Source organism: Geodermatophilus sp. SYSU D00079, from assembly GCF_054050635.1.
Genome location: NZ_JBJGZS010000002.1, coordinates 1 through 13,754, shown reverse-complemented (window position 1 = coordinate 13,754; position 13,754 = coordinate 1). Strand labels below are relative to the sequence as shown.

Annotated in this window: 17 protein-coding genes; 7 read left to right on the top strand and 10 right to left on the bottom strand. The window is 74.6% G+C overall.

The features are described from left to right. Positions 1–12: 12 nt before the first annotated feature. Positions 13–2,061: a glycosyltransferase gene (locus ACI79E_RS02205; protein WP_456930912.1), complete on the top strand. Its 2,049-nt coding sequence runs from the start codon at positions 13–15 to the stop codon at positions 2,059–2,061. Then, the gene (locus ACI79E_RS02200; RefSeq protein WP_456930911.1) at positions 2,058–2,642 is read left to right on the top strand and encodes a hypothetical protein; all 585 of its coding nucleotides are present in this window, start codon (positions 2,058–2,060) and stop codon (positions 2,640–2,642) included. The genes ACI79E_RS02205 and ACI79E_RS02200 overlap by 4 nt, the downstream gene beginning before the upstream one ends. A 6-nt stretch (positions 2,643–2,648) precedes the next feature. Here the strand turns inward: ACI79E_RS02200 and rdgB are convergent, their stop codons facing one another. Further along, positions 2,649–3,260: an RdgB/HAM1 family non-canonical purine NTP pyrophosphatase gene (gene rdgB / locus ACI79E_RS02195; RefSeq protein ID WP_456930910.1), complete on the bottom strand. Its 612-nt coding sequence runs from the start codon at positions 3,258–3,260 to the stop codon at positions 2,649–2,651. After that, a complete protein-coding gene (gene rph / locus ACI79E_RS02190) occupies positions 3,257–4,012 on the bottom strand; it encodes a ribonuclease PH (protein ID WP_456930909.1) in 756 nt (251 codons plus the stop codon). The genes rdgB and rph overlap by 4 nt, the downstream gene beginning before the upstream one ends. A gap of 59 nt (positions 4,013–4,071) precedes the next feature. Here rph and ACI79E_RS02185 point away from each other — a divergent pair, with 59 nt between their 5' ends. Then, positions 4,072–4,476, top strand: coding sequence for a YjbQ family protein (locus ACI79E_RS02185; RefSeq protein ID WP_456930908.1), 405 nt, complete (start codon positions 4,072–4,074; stop codon positions 4,474–4,476). A gap of 61 nt (positions 4,477–4,537) precedes the next feature. Then, entirely contained in the window at positions 4,538–5,038 is a 501-nt protein-coding gene (gene bcp, locus ACI79E_RS02180) for a thioredoxin-dependent thiol peroxidase (protein WP_456930907.1), read from the top strand. A gap of 35 nt (positions 5,039–5,073) precedes the next feature. Here the strand turns inward: bcp and ACI79E_RS02175 are convergent, their stop codons facing one another. From ACI79E_RS02175 to ACI79E_RS02155, 5 genes are all read right to left on the bottom strand, one after another. After that, positions 5,074–6,027 carry a DNA polymerase domain-containing protein gene (locus ACI79E_RS02175; RefSeq protein WP_456930906.1) on the bottom strand — a complete coding sequence of 318 codons (954 nt, stop codon included), beginning with the start codon at positions 6,025–6,027 and terminating at the stop codon, positions 5,074–5,076. A gap of 96 nt (positions 6,028–6,123) precedes the next feature. Then, positions 6,124–6,864 carry an MBL fold metallo-hydrolase gene (locus ACI79E_RS02170; protein WP_456930905.1) on the bottom strand — a complete coding sequence of 247 codons (741 nt, stop codon included), beginning with the start codon at positions 6,862–6,864 and terminating at the stop codon, positions 6,124–6,126. Between the two features lie 302 nt (positions 6,865–7,166). Next, the gene (locus ACI79E_RS02165; protein WP_456930904.1) at positions 7,167–8,117 is read right to left on the bottom strand and encodes a PLP-dependent cysteine synthase family protein; all 951 of its coding nucleotides are present in this window, start codon (positions 8,115–8,117) and stop codon (positions 7,167–7,169) included. 48 nt (positions 8,118–8,165) lie between these two features. After that, complete coding sequence (locus tag ACI79E_RS02160; RefSeq protein WP_436693918.1) at positions 8,166–8,444, bottom strand: ubiquitin-like small modifier protein 1; 279 nt, start codon at positions 8,442–8,444, stop codon at positions 8,166–8,168. A 169-nt stretch (positions 8,445–8,613) separates the two neighbouring features. Beyond that, positions 8,614–9,087 (bottom strand): Mov34/MPN/PAD-1 family protein, encoded by a 474-nt coding sequence (locus ACI79E_RS02155; RefSeq protein WP_456930903.1) that lies wholly within the window; start codon positions 9,085–9,087, stop codon positions 8,614–8,616. Positions 9,088–9,169: 82 nt separating this feature from the next. On the opposite strand from ACI79E_RS02155, the gene ACI79E_RS02150 reads away from it, so the two are divergent. Beyond that, the gene (locus tag ACI79E_RS02150) at positions 9,170–9,526 is read left to right on the top strand and encodes a hypothetical protein (RefSeq protein ID WP_456930902.1); all 357 of its coding nucleotides are present in this window, start codon (positions 9,170–9,172) and stop codon (positions 9,524–9,526) included. Here ACI79E_RS02150 and ACI79E_RS02145 read toward each other — a convergent pair. Beyond that, positions 9,465–9,962: a DUF2017 family protein gene (locus ACI79E_RS02145; protein WP_456930901.1), complete on the bottom strand. Its 498-nt coding sequence runs from the start codon at positions 9,960–9,962 to the stop codon at positions 9,465–9,467. The two genes, ACI79E_RS02150 and ACI79E_RS02145, sit on opposite strands and share 62 nt — an antisense overlap. Positions 9,963–9,966: 4 nt before the next feature. Next, positions 9,967–10,263 carry an ATP-dependent Clp protease adapter ClpS gene (gene clpS, locus ACI79E_RS02140; protein ID WP_456923165.1) on the bottom strand — a complete coding sequence of 99 codons (297 nt, stop codon included), beginning with the start codon at positions 10,261–10,263 and terminating at the stop codon, positions 9,967–9,969. Between the two features lie 66 nt (positions 10,264–10,329). Between clpS and ACI79E_RS02135 the strand changes: the two genes are divergently transcribed. Next, complete coding sequence (locus ACI79E_RS02135) at positions 10,330–11,613, top strand: nicotinate phosphoribosyltransferase (protein WP_456930900.1); 1,284 nt, start codon at positions 10,330–10,332, stop codon at positions 11,611–11,613. Positions 11,614–11,626: 13 nt separating this feature from the next. Beyond that, a complete protein-coding gene (locus ACI79E_RS02130) occupies positions 11,627–12,202 on the top strand; it encodes a nicotinamidase (protein ID WP_456930899.1) in 576 nt (191 codons plus the stop codon). Between the two features lie 137 nt (positions 12,203–12,339). On the opposite strand, the gene serB is transcribed toward ACI79E_RS02130, so the two are convergent. Further along, a complete protein-coding gene (gene serB / locus ACI79E_RS02125) occupies positions 12,340–13,599 on the bottom strand; it encodes a phosphoserine phosphatase SerB (protein WP_456930898.1) in 1,260 nt (419 codons plus the stop codon). Positions 13,600–13,754: the final 155 nt, after the last annotated feature.

Here is a 13,754-nt window from a genome sequence, read left to right as displayed (position 1 = left end):
GACTCCCTCGCCGTGACACTTCTGTCCTCGCAGCCGGCGACCTCCGGCCTGACGGCACCCGGCGCGGCCCTGCCGCCCCCCGAGCGCCGGCTGGGTGACGTCCTCGTCGAGCAGGGTGTGCTGACCCAGGCCCAGCTCACCGACGCGCTCCGCCAGCACCAGAAGGTCGGCGAGCCCCTCGGCGCGGTGCTCCTCGCCCGGGGCCTGGTGACCCGCCGGCAGCTGTACGTGGCGCTCGCCGAGGTGTGGGGCGCGGACATGGCCTTCGTCGACCCGGTCGAGGTGGACCCCGACCTGGCGCGGCTGTTCCCCTCGGCGATGCTCGCCCGCGAGGTGTGGGTGCCGCTGCAGGTGGAGCACGACGCCGACGGCGAGCCGCAGGTCGTCGTCGCGACCGCCGGCCGCCCGTCCGCCCACGTCGCCCAGGAGGTCGTGCAGCGCACCGGCATCCAGCGGGTGCGCCAGGTGGTCACCACCGACTGGGACGTGCAGCGCGCCCTGCGCACGGTGTGGCGGGACGAGCTGGTGCACGACGCGGTGCGGTCGCTGGCCGAGCGGCGTCCCGACGAGTCGGCGTCCAAGGTGTTCGTCTGGCAGCAGGTGGCGCTGGGCGTCACCCTCGCCGTCGGCACGATCGTCTGCGCCGCGCTGTGGTTCTCCACCACGATGTTCTGGCTGGTCGCCGTCGTGAACGTCGCCGTCGCCCTCGCCGTCGGCACCAAGGCGCTGATCAGCACCGTGGGCACCGCGTACGAGACCGTCGAGCAGGTGACCGACGCCGAGGTCGCGGCGCTCCAGGACACCGACCTGCCCCGGTACACGATCCTCGTGCCGGTCTACAAGGAGGCCGGCATCGTCGGCCTGCTCATGCGCAACCTCGCCGCGCTGGACTACCCGCGGGAGAAGCTGGAGATCCTCCTGCTGCTGGAGGAGGACGACCCGGAGACGCTGAGCGCCGCCCTGGCCGCCGCCCCGCCGGACCTCGTCCGGATCATCGTCGTCCCGCACTCGCTGCCCAAGACCAAGCCGCGGGCGTGCAACGTGGGCCTGGCGTTCGCCCGTGGCGAGTTCGTCGTCATCTACGACGCCGAGGACCGTCCCGACCCCGACCAGCTGAAGAAGTCGCTGATCGCCTTCCGCAAGGGCGGCGAGGACCTGGTGTGCGTGCAGGCCGCGCTGAACTACTTCAACGCGCGGGAGAACCTGCTCACCCGCATGTTCACCCTCGAGTACTCCTCGTGGTTCGACTACACCCTGGCCGGCCTGGACAAGCTGCGGCTGCCGATCCCGCTGGGCGGCACGAGCAACCACTTCCGCACCGACCTGCTCCGCCAGCTCGGTGGGTGGGACCCGTACAACGTCACCGAGGACGCCGACCTGGGCATCCGCGCCTCGGCCCGGGGGCACCGCGTCGCGGTCGTCAACTCGACGACCTACGAAGAGGCCAACATGGCCGTCGGCAACTGGATCCGGCAGCGCAGCCGCTGGATCAAGGGCTACATGCAGACGGTCCTGGTGCACACCCGGCACCCGCTCACGCTGGTCCGCACCGTCGGGCTGCGGCAGACGGCGGGCTTCGCGCTGCTCATCGGCGGCACCCCGCTGATGTTCCTGGCCACCCCGTGGCTGTACGCGCTGTTCCTCGCCGACCTGCTGCTGCCGGGGGTGATCGTCCCGGACCTGCCGGAGTGGCTCACCCTCGTGAGCCTGGCCAACCTGCTGTTCGGCAACGGCGTGATCATCTACCTGTCGCTGCTGGCCGGCTTCAAGCGGCGCAGCTACGGCCTGGTGCCCTTCGCGCTGCTGTCGCCGCTCTACTGGCTGCTGCACTCGATCGCCTCGTACAAGGCCGCCTGGCAGCTCCTGACCAAGCCGTTCTACTGGGAGAAGACCCAGCACGGGCTCTCCGCCCACGTCCAGGGCCCGGGCGCACCGGCTGCGCCGTCCGGGCAGGCGGCGCGCTCCGAGGCACCGGCGTCCACGGGTGCCGGCCGGCACGCCGCCGCCGACGTCCACGGCCGGGTGGCCTGGACCGACATCGCACCGGAGGTGCAGCGGTGACCACGACCTCGCTGCCGGCGCCCGCCCGGCCGGCTCCCGCGGCTGCGTGGGCGGTGCGCCCGCCGCGCGTCGACCTGCGGAGGGTCTTCCTCGTCTGCGGTCTGGTGCTGGCCGCCGAGATCCCGTTGATGCTGGTCATGGGCAGGTCGTGGGACGAGGCGCTGCTGCCCGGCTACGCGATCCTCATGGTGACCTTCGGCGCGGTGTTCTGCCTCGCCGCGGTGACCGTCGCCGGCTTCACCGCCGGCGCCGCCGCCGCGGGCCTGCTCGTGCTCGGGGTCGTCGGCCTGGTGCCGGTGCTCGCCGGCGCGGCCCTGCTCGCGCTGCTCTGCGGGGTCGCCCCCGGCTGGGCGCGGGTCGAGGCCTGGCAGGCCGCCCGCTCGGTCGCACTGACCGCCGGGGAGGAGGCCGGGGTGGCCCGCACCGCCCTGCCCCTCACCGGCCGGCACCGGATGAAGGGCCCCCGCCAGCGGATCGTCTGGCGCGGTGACCGGGCGTTCGCGGCCTTCCTCGTGCTGGCCTTCCCGCCCTCGATCGCCGCGCTGTCGCTGTGGTTCGTCGGGTGGGTCGCCCTGCGGTGAGCCCGGTCAGGCCGGCCGCAGCAGCTCGGCCACCAGCGGGACCAGCGCCGAGAAGGCCTGACCGCGGTGACTCCGGGCGTCCTTCTCCGCCGGGGCCAGCTCGGCCGCGGTGAGGTCGAGGCCGTCGGGCTGGAACACCGGGTCGTAGCCGAACCCGTTGCTGCCGCGCTTCTCCCGCACCACCCGGCCGCGCCACGAGCGCTCCAGCACGTGCTCGGCCCCGCTGGGGGTCACGACGGCGGCCGCGCACACGAACGCCCCGCCGCGCCGCTCGTCGGGGACGTCGGCCAGCTGACCCAGCAGCAGCGCGGTGTTGGCCTCGTCGTCCCCGTGCCGCCCCGACCACCGCGCGCTGAGCACACCCGGCATGCCGTTGAGCGCGTCGACGGTCAGCCCGGAGTCGTCGGCCACCGCGGGCAGGCCGGTGTACCGCACCGCCTCCCGCGCCTTGAGCAGCGCGTTCTCGGCGAAGGTGGCACCGGTCTCGGGCGCCTCGGGGTACTCCTCGACGTCCCGCAGGCCGACGACCTCCACCCCGGGGACGGCGGACTCCAGCAGCCGCTGCAGCTCGGCGAGCTTGCCCGGGTTGCGGGTGGCCAGCAGCAGCCGGGTGCTCACCGCCCGCCCTCCGCCCCGGCCAGCGCGTCGGCCTGCAGCCGGCTCAGCTCGGCACAGCCGGCGACGGCGAGGTCGAGCAGCGCGTCGAGCGTGGCCCGGTCGAAGACGCCGTTCTCCGCGGTGCCCTGCACCTCGACGAAGCTGCCGTCGCCGGTGCAGACGACGTTCATGTCGGTGCCGGCCCGGACGTCCTCCTCGTAGGCGAGGTCCAGGCGCGGCTGCCCGTCGACGACGCCGACGCTCACCGCGGCCACCGACTGCACGATGGCCGTGGGGCGGGCCAGCTTCCTGCGGGCACCGAGCCAGGACACGGCGTCGGCCAGGGCCACGTAGGCACCGGTGATCGCCGCGGTGCGGGTGCCGCCGTCGGCCTGCAGGACGTCGCAGTCGATGGCGATGCTGTTCTCCCCCAGCGCGGCCAGGTTGATCGAGGCGCGCAGGGACCGGCCGATCAGCCGGCTGATCTCGTGCGTGCGGCCGCCGATCCGGCCCTTCACCGACTCGCGGTCGCTGCGGGTGTGGGTGGCGCGCGGCAGCATCGAGTACTCGGCGGTCACCCAGCCCAGGCCCGAGCCCTTCCGCCAGCGCGGCACGCCCTCGGTGACGCTCGCCGCGCACAGCACGCGGGTGCGGCCGAACTCGACGAGCACCGAGCCCTCCGCGTGGTCGAGCCAGTTGCGGGTGATCGTCACCGGCCGGAGCTGGTCGGCCGCCCGGCCGTCGGGGCGGGTCTTCGCGGGGGTCGCCGTCACGTACGCCGACAGTAGTGCGCGCCGCGCGGCCACCGGTCGGCCCCGGCAGGATCGGGGGCATGCGATCGGAGCTGCGCGCGGTCCGCACCGGCGGCGTCCCCACCGTCGTCGACCTCACCGACGAGTGCGCCGAGTTCGTGCGCGCCGAGGCCGACGGGCTGCTGCACGTGTTCGTGCCGCACGCGACGGCCGGGGTGGCGATCATCGAGACGGGGTCGGGCAGCGAGCAGGACCTGCTGGCCCAGCTCGACGTCCTGCTGCCCCGGGACGACCGCTGGCGGCACCGGCACGGCAGCCCCGGGCACGGCCGCGACCACGTGCTGCCGGCGTTCGTGCCGCCGCACGCGAGCGTCCCGGTGCTGGAGGGGCGGCTGCAGCTGGGCACCTGGCAGCGCATCTGCTTCGTCGACACCAACACCGACAACCCGCAGCGGCACGTGCGCCTGTCGTTCCTCCCGGGCTGAGTCCTCCCCACGGGGTGCTCCCCGTAGAGGGCCGTCGGAGGCGCACGGCAGGATGCCGGGCATGACCGACACCGACAGCAGCACCGACACGGCACCCGTCCGCCTCGCCCCCGGCGACCCGGCGCCCGAGTTCACGCTGCCCGACGCGGACGGCAACCCGGTCTCCCTCGCCGACCACCGCGGACGCCGGGTGATCGTCTACTGCTACCCCGCCGCCCTGACCCCCGGCTGCACCACCCAGGCGGTCGACTTCACCGCCGCCGCGGGCGACCTCGCCGAGGCCGGGCTGGACATCATCGGCATCTCGCCGGACCCGCCGGAGAAGCTGCTGCGGTTCCGGGAGGAGGAGGACCTCGGCATCACCCTGGTCTCCGACGTCGACAAGCAGGTGCTGACTGCCTACGGCGCGTTCGGCCCCAAGAAGCTCTACGGCAAGGAGGTCGTCGGGGTGATCCGCTCGACCTTCATCGTCGACGCCGAGGGCCGCATCGAGAAGGCCTCCTACAACGTCAAGGCGACCGGTCACGTGGCCAAGCTGCGCCGGGAGCTCGGCCTGGCCTGAGATCCCGCCGCGGTCACCGCGTCAGGGCCGGGGGGTCAGTCCGCCTCCTCCGCGCGGCGGGCGCGGGCCCGGCGGCGCCCCTCGTGCATCGCCTGCACGCGGGCGACCGGGATGGTGTGCCCCTCGGCGACGAGGTCGGGCGGCAGCTCCTGGGGGTCGGGCAGCAGGGCGGCCCACGGGTCGCCGTCCCCCAGCCGCTCGGACGCCGTCCGGACGGTGACGTCGCCCGGCCGGGTCGCGGGGAGGTCCTCCCACGACACCGGGGCCGACACCGGCAGCCCCGGCCGCACCCGCGGGCTGTAGGCGGCGACGATCGTCGACGCGTAGGAGCGCGTGGAGTCCAGGAAGACCCGGTCGTGGCGGTCGGCCTTGATGTAGGCCGTCGTCGCGAGCTCCGGGTCCAGTCGCTCGGCCCGCACCGCCAGCGCCCGGGTGGCGGCCGCGGCGTCGTCGGCGCGGGCGCCCCGCACGGGCACCACGACGTGCACGCCTTTGGAGCCGCTGGTCTTCACCGCCCCGGCCAGCCCGGCGTCGGCCAGTGCCTGCCGGACCAGGCCCGCGGCCCGCACCACGACGTCGAATCCGGCGCCCTCCGGTGGGTCGAGGTCCAGGACGATCCCCGTCGGCTCCTCCGCGCCGGCCGGGACGAACGGGACGTGGAACTCCACCGCCCGCTGGTTGGCCAGCCACAGCAGGGTCCGGCGGTCGTCGCAGAGCACCTGGTGCACCTCGCGGTGCGCCCCCTGGGACCAGACCGCGACCGTGCGCACCCAGTCGGGGGCGCCCTTGGCGACGTTGCGCTGCATGAACGGCTGCTGGCCCGGGCGCACCCGCATCACCGACAGCGGGCGCCCGGCCAGCAGGGGGACGAGCCGGTCGGCGAAGGCGTCGAGGTGGTCGACCAGGTCGCCCTTGGTCACGTCCAGCCCGTCACCCAGCGGCGCGTCCAGGCTGGTCAGCCGGACGCCGTCCCGTTCGTCGTCGACCACCGGCCCACCGTGCCCGCCATCGCGGCAGCGAGCAAGCGCGGAGGGAGCCGGCCACGCCCGGTCCAGGGCACCGCCCCGAGCGCGCGAGGGGGACCGTCAGACGTCGTAGGTGGCGCCGGGTTCCACGAGCTCGCTGGCCGCGAACACCGCACGCGCGTCGGCCAGCTGGGCCTCCCGGTCGATCCACGCCGGCACGTGGGTGAGCAGCAGCCGCCCGGCCTGCGCGGCCGCGGCGTGCTCACCGGCCTCGCGGCCGCTGAGGTGCAGGGCCGGCGGCAGGCCCGGGACGTCGGGGTGCGCGGCCTCGGCCAGCAGGACGTCGGCTCCGCGGGCCAGCTGGACGACGGCGTCGCTGGCGCCGGTGTCGCCGGTGTAGACCAGCGACCGGCCGCCGGCGTCCAGGCGGATGGCGTAGCACTCGACCGGGTGCGCGGTGCGGACCAGCTCGGCGGTGAACGGCCCGAGGTCCAGCCGCCCCGCCCCGACGGGGACGAAGTCGAAGACGTCGGTCAGCCCCTCGCCGTCCATGTCGTAGGCCAGGGCCAGCCGGCGCTCGGCACCCACCGGCGCGTACATCGGCACCAGCTGGCGGGTGGACCGCCCGGAGTAGCGGTGCCAGACCACGAACGGCGCGACGTCCAGGCAGTGGTCGGCGTGCAGGTGGGAGAGGAACACCGCGTCGACGGCGGCCGGGTCGGCCAGCCCCTGCAGGGCGCCGAAGGAGCCGTTGCCGAGGTCGAGCAGCAGCCGGAAGCCGTCGTGCTCCACGAGGTAGCAGGACGCGGGCGACTGCGGCCCGGGGCCGCTGCCGGAGCAGCCGACGATCGTGAGCCTCACGCGGCGCCCCGCGGGCGGTCGACTGTCCCAGGCACGCAGGTCAGGCTAGCGGGCGACGCCGGGAGACGGCGCTCACGCCCGGAGCAGGACCCGGCTCGGGCGCAGAGCAGGACCCGGCTCGGGCGCAGAGCAGGCCCCGGCTCACGCCCGGAGCAGGCCCCGGCTCGGGCGCAGAGCAGGCCCCGGCTCAGGCGCAGAGCAGGCCCCGGCTCGGGCGCAGAGCAGGCCCCGGCTCAGGCGCAGAGCAGGCCCCGGCTCAGGTGGAGGGCATGCCCCCGCTCAGGTGGAGGGCAGGCCCCGGCTCAGGCCCACAGCTGGCCCTCCAGCGCGGAGGTCGCCTCCTCCAGCGTGCCGGCGTAGGCGCCGGTGGACAGGTACTTCCAGCCGCCGTCGCAGACGATGAAGACGATGTCGGCCCGGCGCCCGGCCGCCACCTCCTTGTCGGCGATGCCGAGGGCGGCGTGCAGGATCGCGCCGGTGGAGATGCCGGCGAAGATGCCCTCCTGCTCCACCAGCTGGCGGGTCCGGCGGACGGCGTCCTGCGGCCCGACGCTGAACCGGGAGTCCAGCAGCTCCGGGTCGTAGAGCTCCGGCACGAAGCCCTCGTCGATGTTGCGCAGCCCGTAGACCAGCTCGCCGTAGCGCGGCTCGGCGGCGATCACCCGCACGTCGGGCTTCTTCTCCCGCAGGTAGCGGGAGACGCCCATCAGCGTGCCGGTGGTGCCCAGGCCCGCGACGAAGTGGGTGATCGAGGGCAGGTCGGCCAGGATCTCGGGGCCGGTGCCGGTGTAGTGCGCCTCGGCGTTGGCCGGGTTGCCGTACTGGTACAGCATCACCCAGTCCTCGTGCTCGGCGGCCAGCCCCTTGGCGACGGCGACCGCCTGGTTGGAGCCGCCGGCCGCCGGGGAGCTGATGATCTGCGCGCCGTACATCTCCAGCAGCTGACGCCGCTCGATCGAGGTGTTCTCCGGCATGACGCAGATCAGCCGGTAACCCCGCTGGCGGGCGACCATCGCCAGCGAGATCCCGGTGTTGCCGCTGGTGGGCTCGAGGATGGTGTCGCCCGGCTTGAGCTTCCCCTCCTTCTCGGCCGCCTCGATCATCGAGATCGCCGCGCGGTCCTTGATGGAGCCGGTGGGGTTGTGGTCCTCCAGCTTGGCCCACAGCCGGACGTCAGGGGTCGGCGACAGGTTCGGCAGCCCCACGAGGGGGGTGTTGCCGAGAGAGTCGACGAGGGAGGCGAAGCGGGCCATCGGGGTGCTCTTCCGGGAGACGGGTGCGGGGCGGGAGCCGAGCGGGGCTCAGCAGCCGCCGGCGACCGCCGGGAGGATCGTGACGGAGTCGCCGTCCTTGACCTGGGTGTCCAGCGCGCCGGTGAAGCGGACGTCCTCGTCGTTGACGTAGACGTTGACGAAGCGGTGCAGCTTGCCCTCCTCGGTGACGAGGCGGTTCTTCAGGCCCGGGTGCTTGGCGTCGAGGTCGTCGACGAGCGCGCCCAGGGTGTCGCCGGTGCCCTCGACGGTCTTGTTGCCGCCGGTGTGGGTGCGCAGGATGGTCGGGATCCGGACCTCGATGGCCATGGCGTACTGGTCTCCTCAGGATGTGGGGGTGTACGGACCCGCGTGCCGCGGGACGTGCATCTGGACGGGCAACGCCCGCTCGCCGCGGGGCATTCCTGGCGGCCCCGTCGGCCCGGCCCCGTCCAGGGTCCCGCGCCGGGCGTGCGGGCCGTGGGGGCCGGGGGTCTCCTCAGTCGTAGACGACGGTGGTCGGCGAGTGGCCGAACAGGTAGGACTCGACGACCTCGACGTCCTCCTCGCTCACCTCGCCGTCGACGATGCGGAAGCTGCGGAACTCGACCTCGTCGCCGGCCAGCCCGGTCTGCTCCCCGTGGTGCCGCGTGGAGACCAGCACGTAGTGGGCGTTGGGCTCGGACGCGTAGCTGATGTCGGTCCGCGACGGGTAGGCCTCGGTGGCGGTGTGCGAGTGGTAGATGACCACCGGCTCCTCGTCCCGGTCGTCCATCTCCCGGTACAGCCGCAGCAGGTCACCGGAGTCGAACTCGTAGAACGTGGGCGACCGCGCGGCGTTGAGCATCGGGATGAAGCGCTCGGGGCGGTCGCTGCCCTCGGGGCCCGCGACGACGCCACAGGCCTCGTCCGGGTGGTCTTCCCGGGCGTGGGCCACGATGGCGTCGTAGGTCGCGCGGTCGATGCGCAGCACGGCCCCAGTCTAGGCGCCCGGTCGCAACGCCCCCGCTCGGGCCGGGACGACGGGCCTCGGGCACCGGCTACCGTGCCGGACCGTGGTCCTCGGAGTGCTCCTGGTCGTCGGTGTCCTGGTCGTCGCGGTGCCGGCCCTGGTCCTCGGCGTCGGGGGCCTGAGCCGGCGCAGCGGGCACTACAGCAGCGACGTCGGGGCCGACCGGGCCTCACTGGTCCTGCTGGTGTCGATCCGACTGCTCACCCTGCTGCTGGTGGCCACCCTGTCGCTGGTCGTCCTCGTCTCCACGGTCGGGGCGATGGTCCGGGGCGTGGAGCTGCACGGCCTGGTCCACGTCTTCTTCGTGCTCGACCTGCTGCTGGCCGTGCTGGTGCTGCTCACCTTCGGCCGGCGCGACCGGCCACGAGCGCGTCGACGAGTGAGCCCTGCAGGCCGGTGAGCCAGTAGTAGACCGCCAGCTGCTGGCCCTCCTCGGAGGCGAGGTCCTCCGGTGGCTCGCTGTCGGCCTCGATCCCGAGCCGGGTGCCCAGCGCCAGGCGCAGGTCGTTGGTGGTGCGCAGCCAGGCCTGCGCCTGGTCGGGGTCCAGCCGGACGGCGCCGCCGTCGGCGGGCAGCGTGGCCCGCACCGTGGCCAGGTCGTCGCTCTTGCCCGACGCCAGGCCGTCACGGGTCAGCTCCCGGTACTCGTCGGCCAGCTGTCGGTCCCCCCGGTGCCCCGCGGGGAACAGCCGCGCCAGGACCGGGTCGGACCCCGCGTCGGCCTCGTCGGCGTCCAGCAGCTGCTCGAGCTGGTCGAGCAGCAGGCCCACGATGCTGACCTCGGCGTCGTTGAGCCGGGCGACGAACTCGTCGCCGCGGCGGCGGAAGGGCTTCACCGGCTCACGTGTCCCGCTGGAAGCTGGCCCACAGCCCGTAGGCGTGCAACCGGTTCGTGTCGTGCTCCATCCGCTCGCGGGGCCCGGAGCTCACGATCGCCTTGCCCTCGTGGTGCACCTCGAGCATGAGCGCGGTCGCGGTCGCCTCGTCGTAGCCGAACAGCTCCTGGAACACGTAGGTCACGTACGTCATCAGGTTGACCGGGTCGTCCCAGACGATGGTCACCCAGGGCCGGTCGAGATCGGCGTGCTCCTCGACCGTCGTCTCCGGCGTCCGTGTCGGCGCAAGTGGTCCGCCCACTCCCCCACCTTAGGACCCCGCCGCTCGACGGGTCGCCCCCGGCGCGGCCGCCTACGCTCCGGAGCCATGTCGACGGGTCCCGCCCTGCTCACCGACCGGTACGAACTCACGATGGTCGCCGCCGCCCTCGCCGACGGCACCGCCGACCGCGACTGCGTCTTCGAGGTGTTCGCCCGCCGCCTGCCGCACGGCCGCCGGTACGGCGTGGTCGCCGGCACCAGCCGGCTGCTGGAGCAGCTGCCCCGGTTCCGCTTCTCCGAGGAGGACCTCGCCACCCTGCGCGAGCAGGGGCTCACCGACGCCCGGCTGCTGGACTGGCTGGCCGACTTCACCTTCAGCGGGGACGTCGACGGCTACGCCGAGGGCGAGTTCTTCTTCCCCGGCTCCCCGGTGCTGACCGTGCGCGCCCCGTTCGCCGAGGGCGTGCTGCTGGAGACGCTGATCCTGTCGGTCCTCAACCACGACAGCGCGATCGCCTCGGCCGCCGCGCGCATGGTCGCCGCCGCGTGCGAGCGTCCGTGCATCGAGATGGGCTCGCGGCGCACCCACGAGGAGGCCGCCGTGGCCGCGGCCCGCGCCGCGCACCTGGTCGGCTTCGCGTCGACGTCCAACCTCGAGGCGGGTCGGCGCTACGGCGTCCCCACGACGGGGACCAGCGCGCACGCCTTCACGCTGCTGCACGACGACGAGGCGTCGGCCTTCCGGGCCCAGGTCGCCGCCCTCGGGGTCGGCACGACCCTGCTGGTGGACACCTACGACGTCGACCAGGGCATCCGGACGGCGGTCGAGGTGGCCGGCCCGGAGCTCGGCGCGATCCGGCTGGACTCCGGGGACCTGCCCACGCTGGCCACGCACGCCCGCGAGCTGCTGGACTCCCTCGGCGCGACGCGGACGCGGATCATCGTGACCAGCGACCTGGACGAGTTCGCCATCTCCGGGCTCATGGCGGCGCCGGTCGACGGGTACGGCGTCGGCACCTCGCTGGTGACCGGGTCCGGGGCGCCGACGGCCGGCATGGTCTACAAGCTGGTGGAGCGCGACGGCGTCCCGGTGGCCAAGCGGTCCGAGGGCAAGAACTCCGTGGGCGGCCGCAAGCACGCCGTCCGCCGGCACGACGCCGACGGGACGGCGACCGCCGAGGTCATCTGCAGCAGCCCGATCACCCCCGAGGACGGCGACCGGCAGCTGGTCGTGGAGCTGGTGCGCGGCGGCCGGGTGTGCGACCCCGTGTCGCCGCGTGCGGCCCTCGCCGCGGCCCGCGCCCACCACGAGCGGGTGAAGGAGGCCCTGCCGCAGGAGGCGTGGGCGCTGTCGCGGGGCGAGTGCGCGATCGAGACGGTCACGGTCTGAGGAGGGATCGGCGATGACCCGGGCACTGGTGGTGGTGGACGTGCAGAACGACTTCTGCGAGGGCGGCAGCCTCGCGGTGGCCGGCGGCGAGGCGGTGGCCGGCGCGATCACCGAGCACGTGCGCCGGCACGCCGGCGACTACGCCCACGTCGTGGCCACCCGCGACCACCACGTCGACCCCGGTGGTCACTTCGCCGCGGCGCCGGACTTCGTCGAGACCTGGCCGCGGCACTGCGTGGTGGGCACCGGCGGCGTCGAGCTGCACCCCCGCCTCGACCGCGGGCCCATCGAGGCGGTGTTCGACAAGGGCGAGTACGCCGCCGCGTACTCCGGCTTCGAGGGCGCCGCCGACGGCGTGCCCCTGGCGGACTGGCTGCGCGGGCACGGGGTGGACGCCGTGGACGTCGTCGGCATCGCCACCGACCACTGCGTGCGCGCCACCGCCCTGGACGCCGTCGCGGAGGGGTTCACCACGCGCGTCCTGCTGCCGCTGACCGCGGGCGTGGCGCCGGAGACCACCGCGGCCGCCCTGGACCAGCTGCGCACCGCCGGCGTCGAGCTCGAGGGCACGGTCCACCAGCCCGGCTGAGCGCCGCGCGGACGCTCGGACGCAGGGGACGGCAGGGGCCCGGAGGGCCTCCCGACCGGGACACGGGCAGCGGCTGCGCGCAGGCCGGGGACGCCACGTGGCCGCGGTGTCGTCCGGAGGACGACGGTGTCACCGTGTCAGGGCACCGCGTCGAGGACCTCGTCGCGCGTGAAGCCCAGCACCTGCAGGACGGCGTCCAGGTAGGGCTGGTTGAGCGCGGTGTGCGCCTGCTCGCGCACGTAGGGCTTGGCGTTGAAGGCGATGCCCAGGCCGGCCGCGTTGAGCATGTCGAGGTCGTTGGCGCCGTCCCCCACCGCCACGGTCTGGTCCAGCGGGATGCCGTACTCGTCGGCGAAGCGGGCCAGGGCGCGGGCCTTGCCGGCCCGGTCGACGATCTCGCCCACGAGTCCGCCGGTGAGGCACCCGTCGGCGACCTCCAGGGTGTTGGCCGCGGCGAAGTCCAGCCCGAGCTGGGCGGCGAGCGGGTCGGTGATCTGGGTGAAGCCGCCGCTGACGATGCCGCAGCGGAAGCCCAGTCGCTTGAGGGTGCGGATCAGGGTGCGCGCCCCGGGGGTCAGCACCAGGTGTTCGCGCACCTCGTCGAGCACGCCGACGGGCAGCCCGGCGAGGGCGGCGACACGGGCCCGCAGCGACTCGGCGAAGTCGAGCTCGCCGTTCATCGCGGCGGCGGTGATGCGGGCGACCTCGGAGGCGCGCCCGGCACGGGCGGCCAGTTCGTCGATGACCTCGCCGCGGACGAGCGTGGAGTCGACGTCGAGCACGATCAGGCGCTTGCTGCGGCGGGCCAGGCCCACCTGCTCCACGGCGATGTCGGCACCGGTGGTGGCGGCCACGGATGCGAGGGCGGTGCGCAGCTCGGTGGACTCCGCCCCCGACACGGTGAGCTCGAAGCTGGTGACCGGGTAGTCCGACAGCCGGCGGATGGCGTCGATGTTGCCGCCGATGCCGGCGATCGCCGAGGCGGCGCCGGCCACCGCGGCGGGCGGCACGGGGCGGCCGAGGACGATCACGTGGTGCGCCCGGCCGCTCGGGCGGCCCTGCTCGTCGATGGAGTCGACCTGCACCTGCATGCCCGTCGCGTCGGCGACCTCGGCGGCCAGCCGCGTGAGCCGGCGCAGGAACGCCGCCTCGTCCACCGGGTCGCCGCCGTCGAGCGCCACCGCGGTCACCTCGACGCCGAGCACCAGCTGACCGTGCACCACGACCTGCTCCACGTCGGCCACCTCGATCGCCCGCCGGCCGTCACCGGCTGCGGCCAGGGCACCGAACAGCCGGGCCGTGACGCCCGGGTGGTCGACCCCGGTGACGGTCAGCAGCGCCCGGGGCGGCGTCGCGGACGGGTCCGACGGCGTCCGGGGAGTGGGGTCGTGCAGCACGACGCCATCGTGCCCCACCGGTTCGCGGCGTCCGGAGACCGCCCCGGACGCGGGGGGGGGGGGGGGGGGGGGGGGGGGGGGGGGGGGGGGGGGGGGGGGGGGGGGGGGGGGGGGGGGGGGGGGGGGGGGGGGGGGGGGGGGGGGGGGGGGGGGGG

Excerpts from the sequence above, each read along its gene's own strand:
- ACI79E_RS02185 (WP_456930908.1), top strand. The coding sequence starts at position 4,072 with ATGCGATCGGAGCTGCGCGCGGTCCGCACCGGCGGCGTCCCCACCGTC.
- bcp (WP_456930907.1), top strand. The coding sequence starts at position 4,538 with ATGACCGACACCGACAGCAGCACCGACACGGCACCCGTCCGCCTCGCC.
- ACI79E_RS02165 (WP_456930904.1), bottom strand. The coding sequence starts at position 8,117 with ATGGCCCGCTTCGCCTCCCTCGTCGACTCTCTCGGCAACACCCCCCTC.
- ACI79E_RS02160 (WP_436693918.1), bottom strand. The coding sequence starts at position 8,444 with ATGGCCATCGAGGTCCGGATCCCGACCATCCTGCGCACCCACACCGGC.
- ACI79E_RS02135 (WP_456930900.1), top strand. The coding sequence starts at position 10,330 with ATGTCGACGGGTCCCGCCCTGCTCACCGACCGGTACGAACTCACGATG.
- ACI79E_RS02130 (WP_456930899.1), top strand. The coding sequence starts at position 11,627 with ATGACCCGGGCACTGGTGGTGGTGGACGTGCAGAACGACTTCTGCGAG.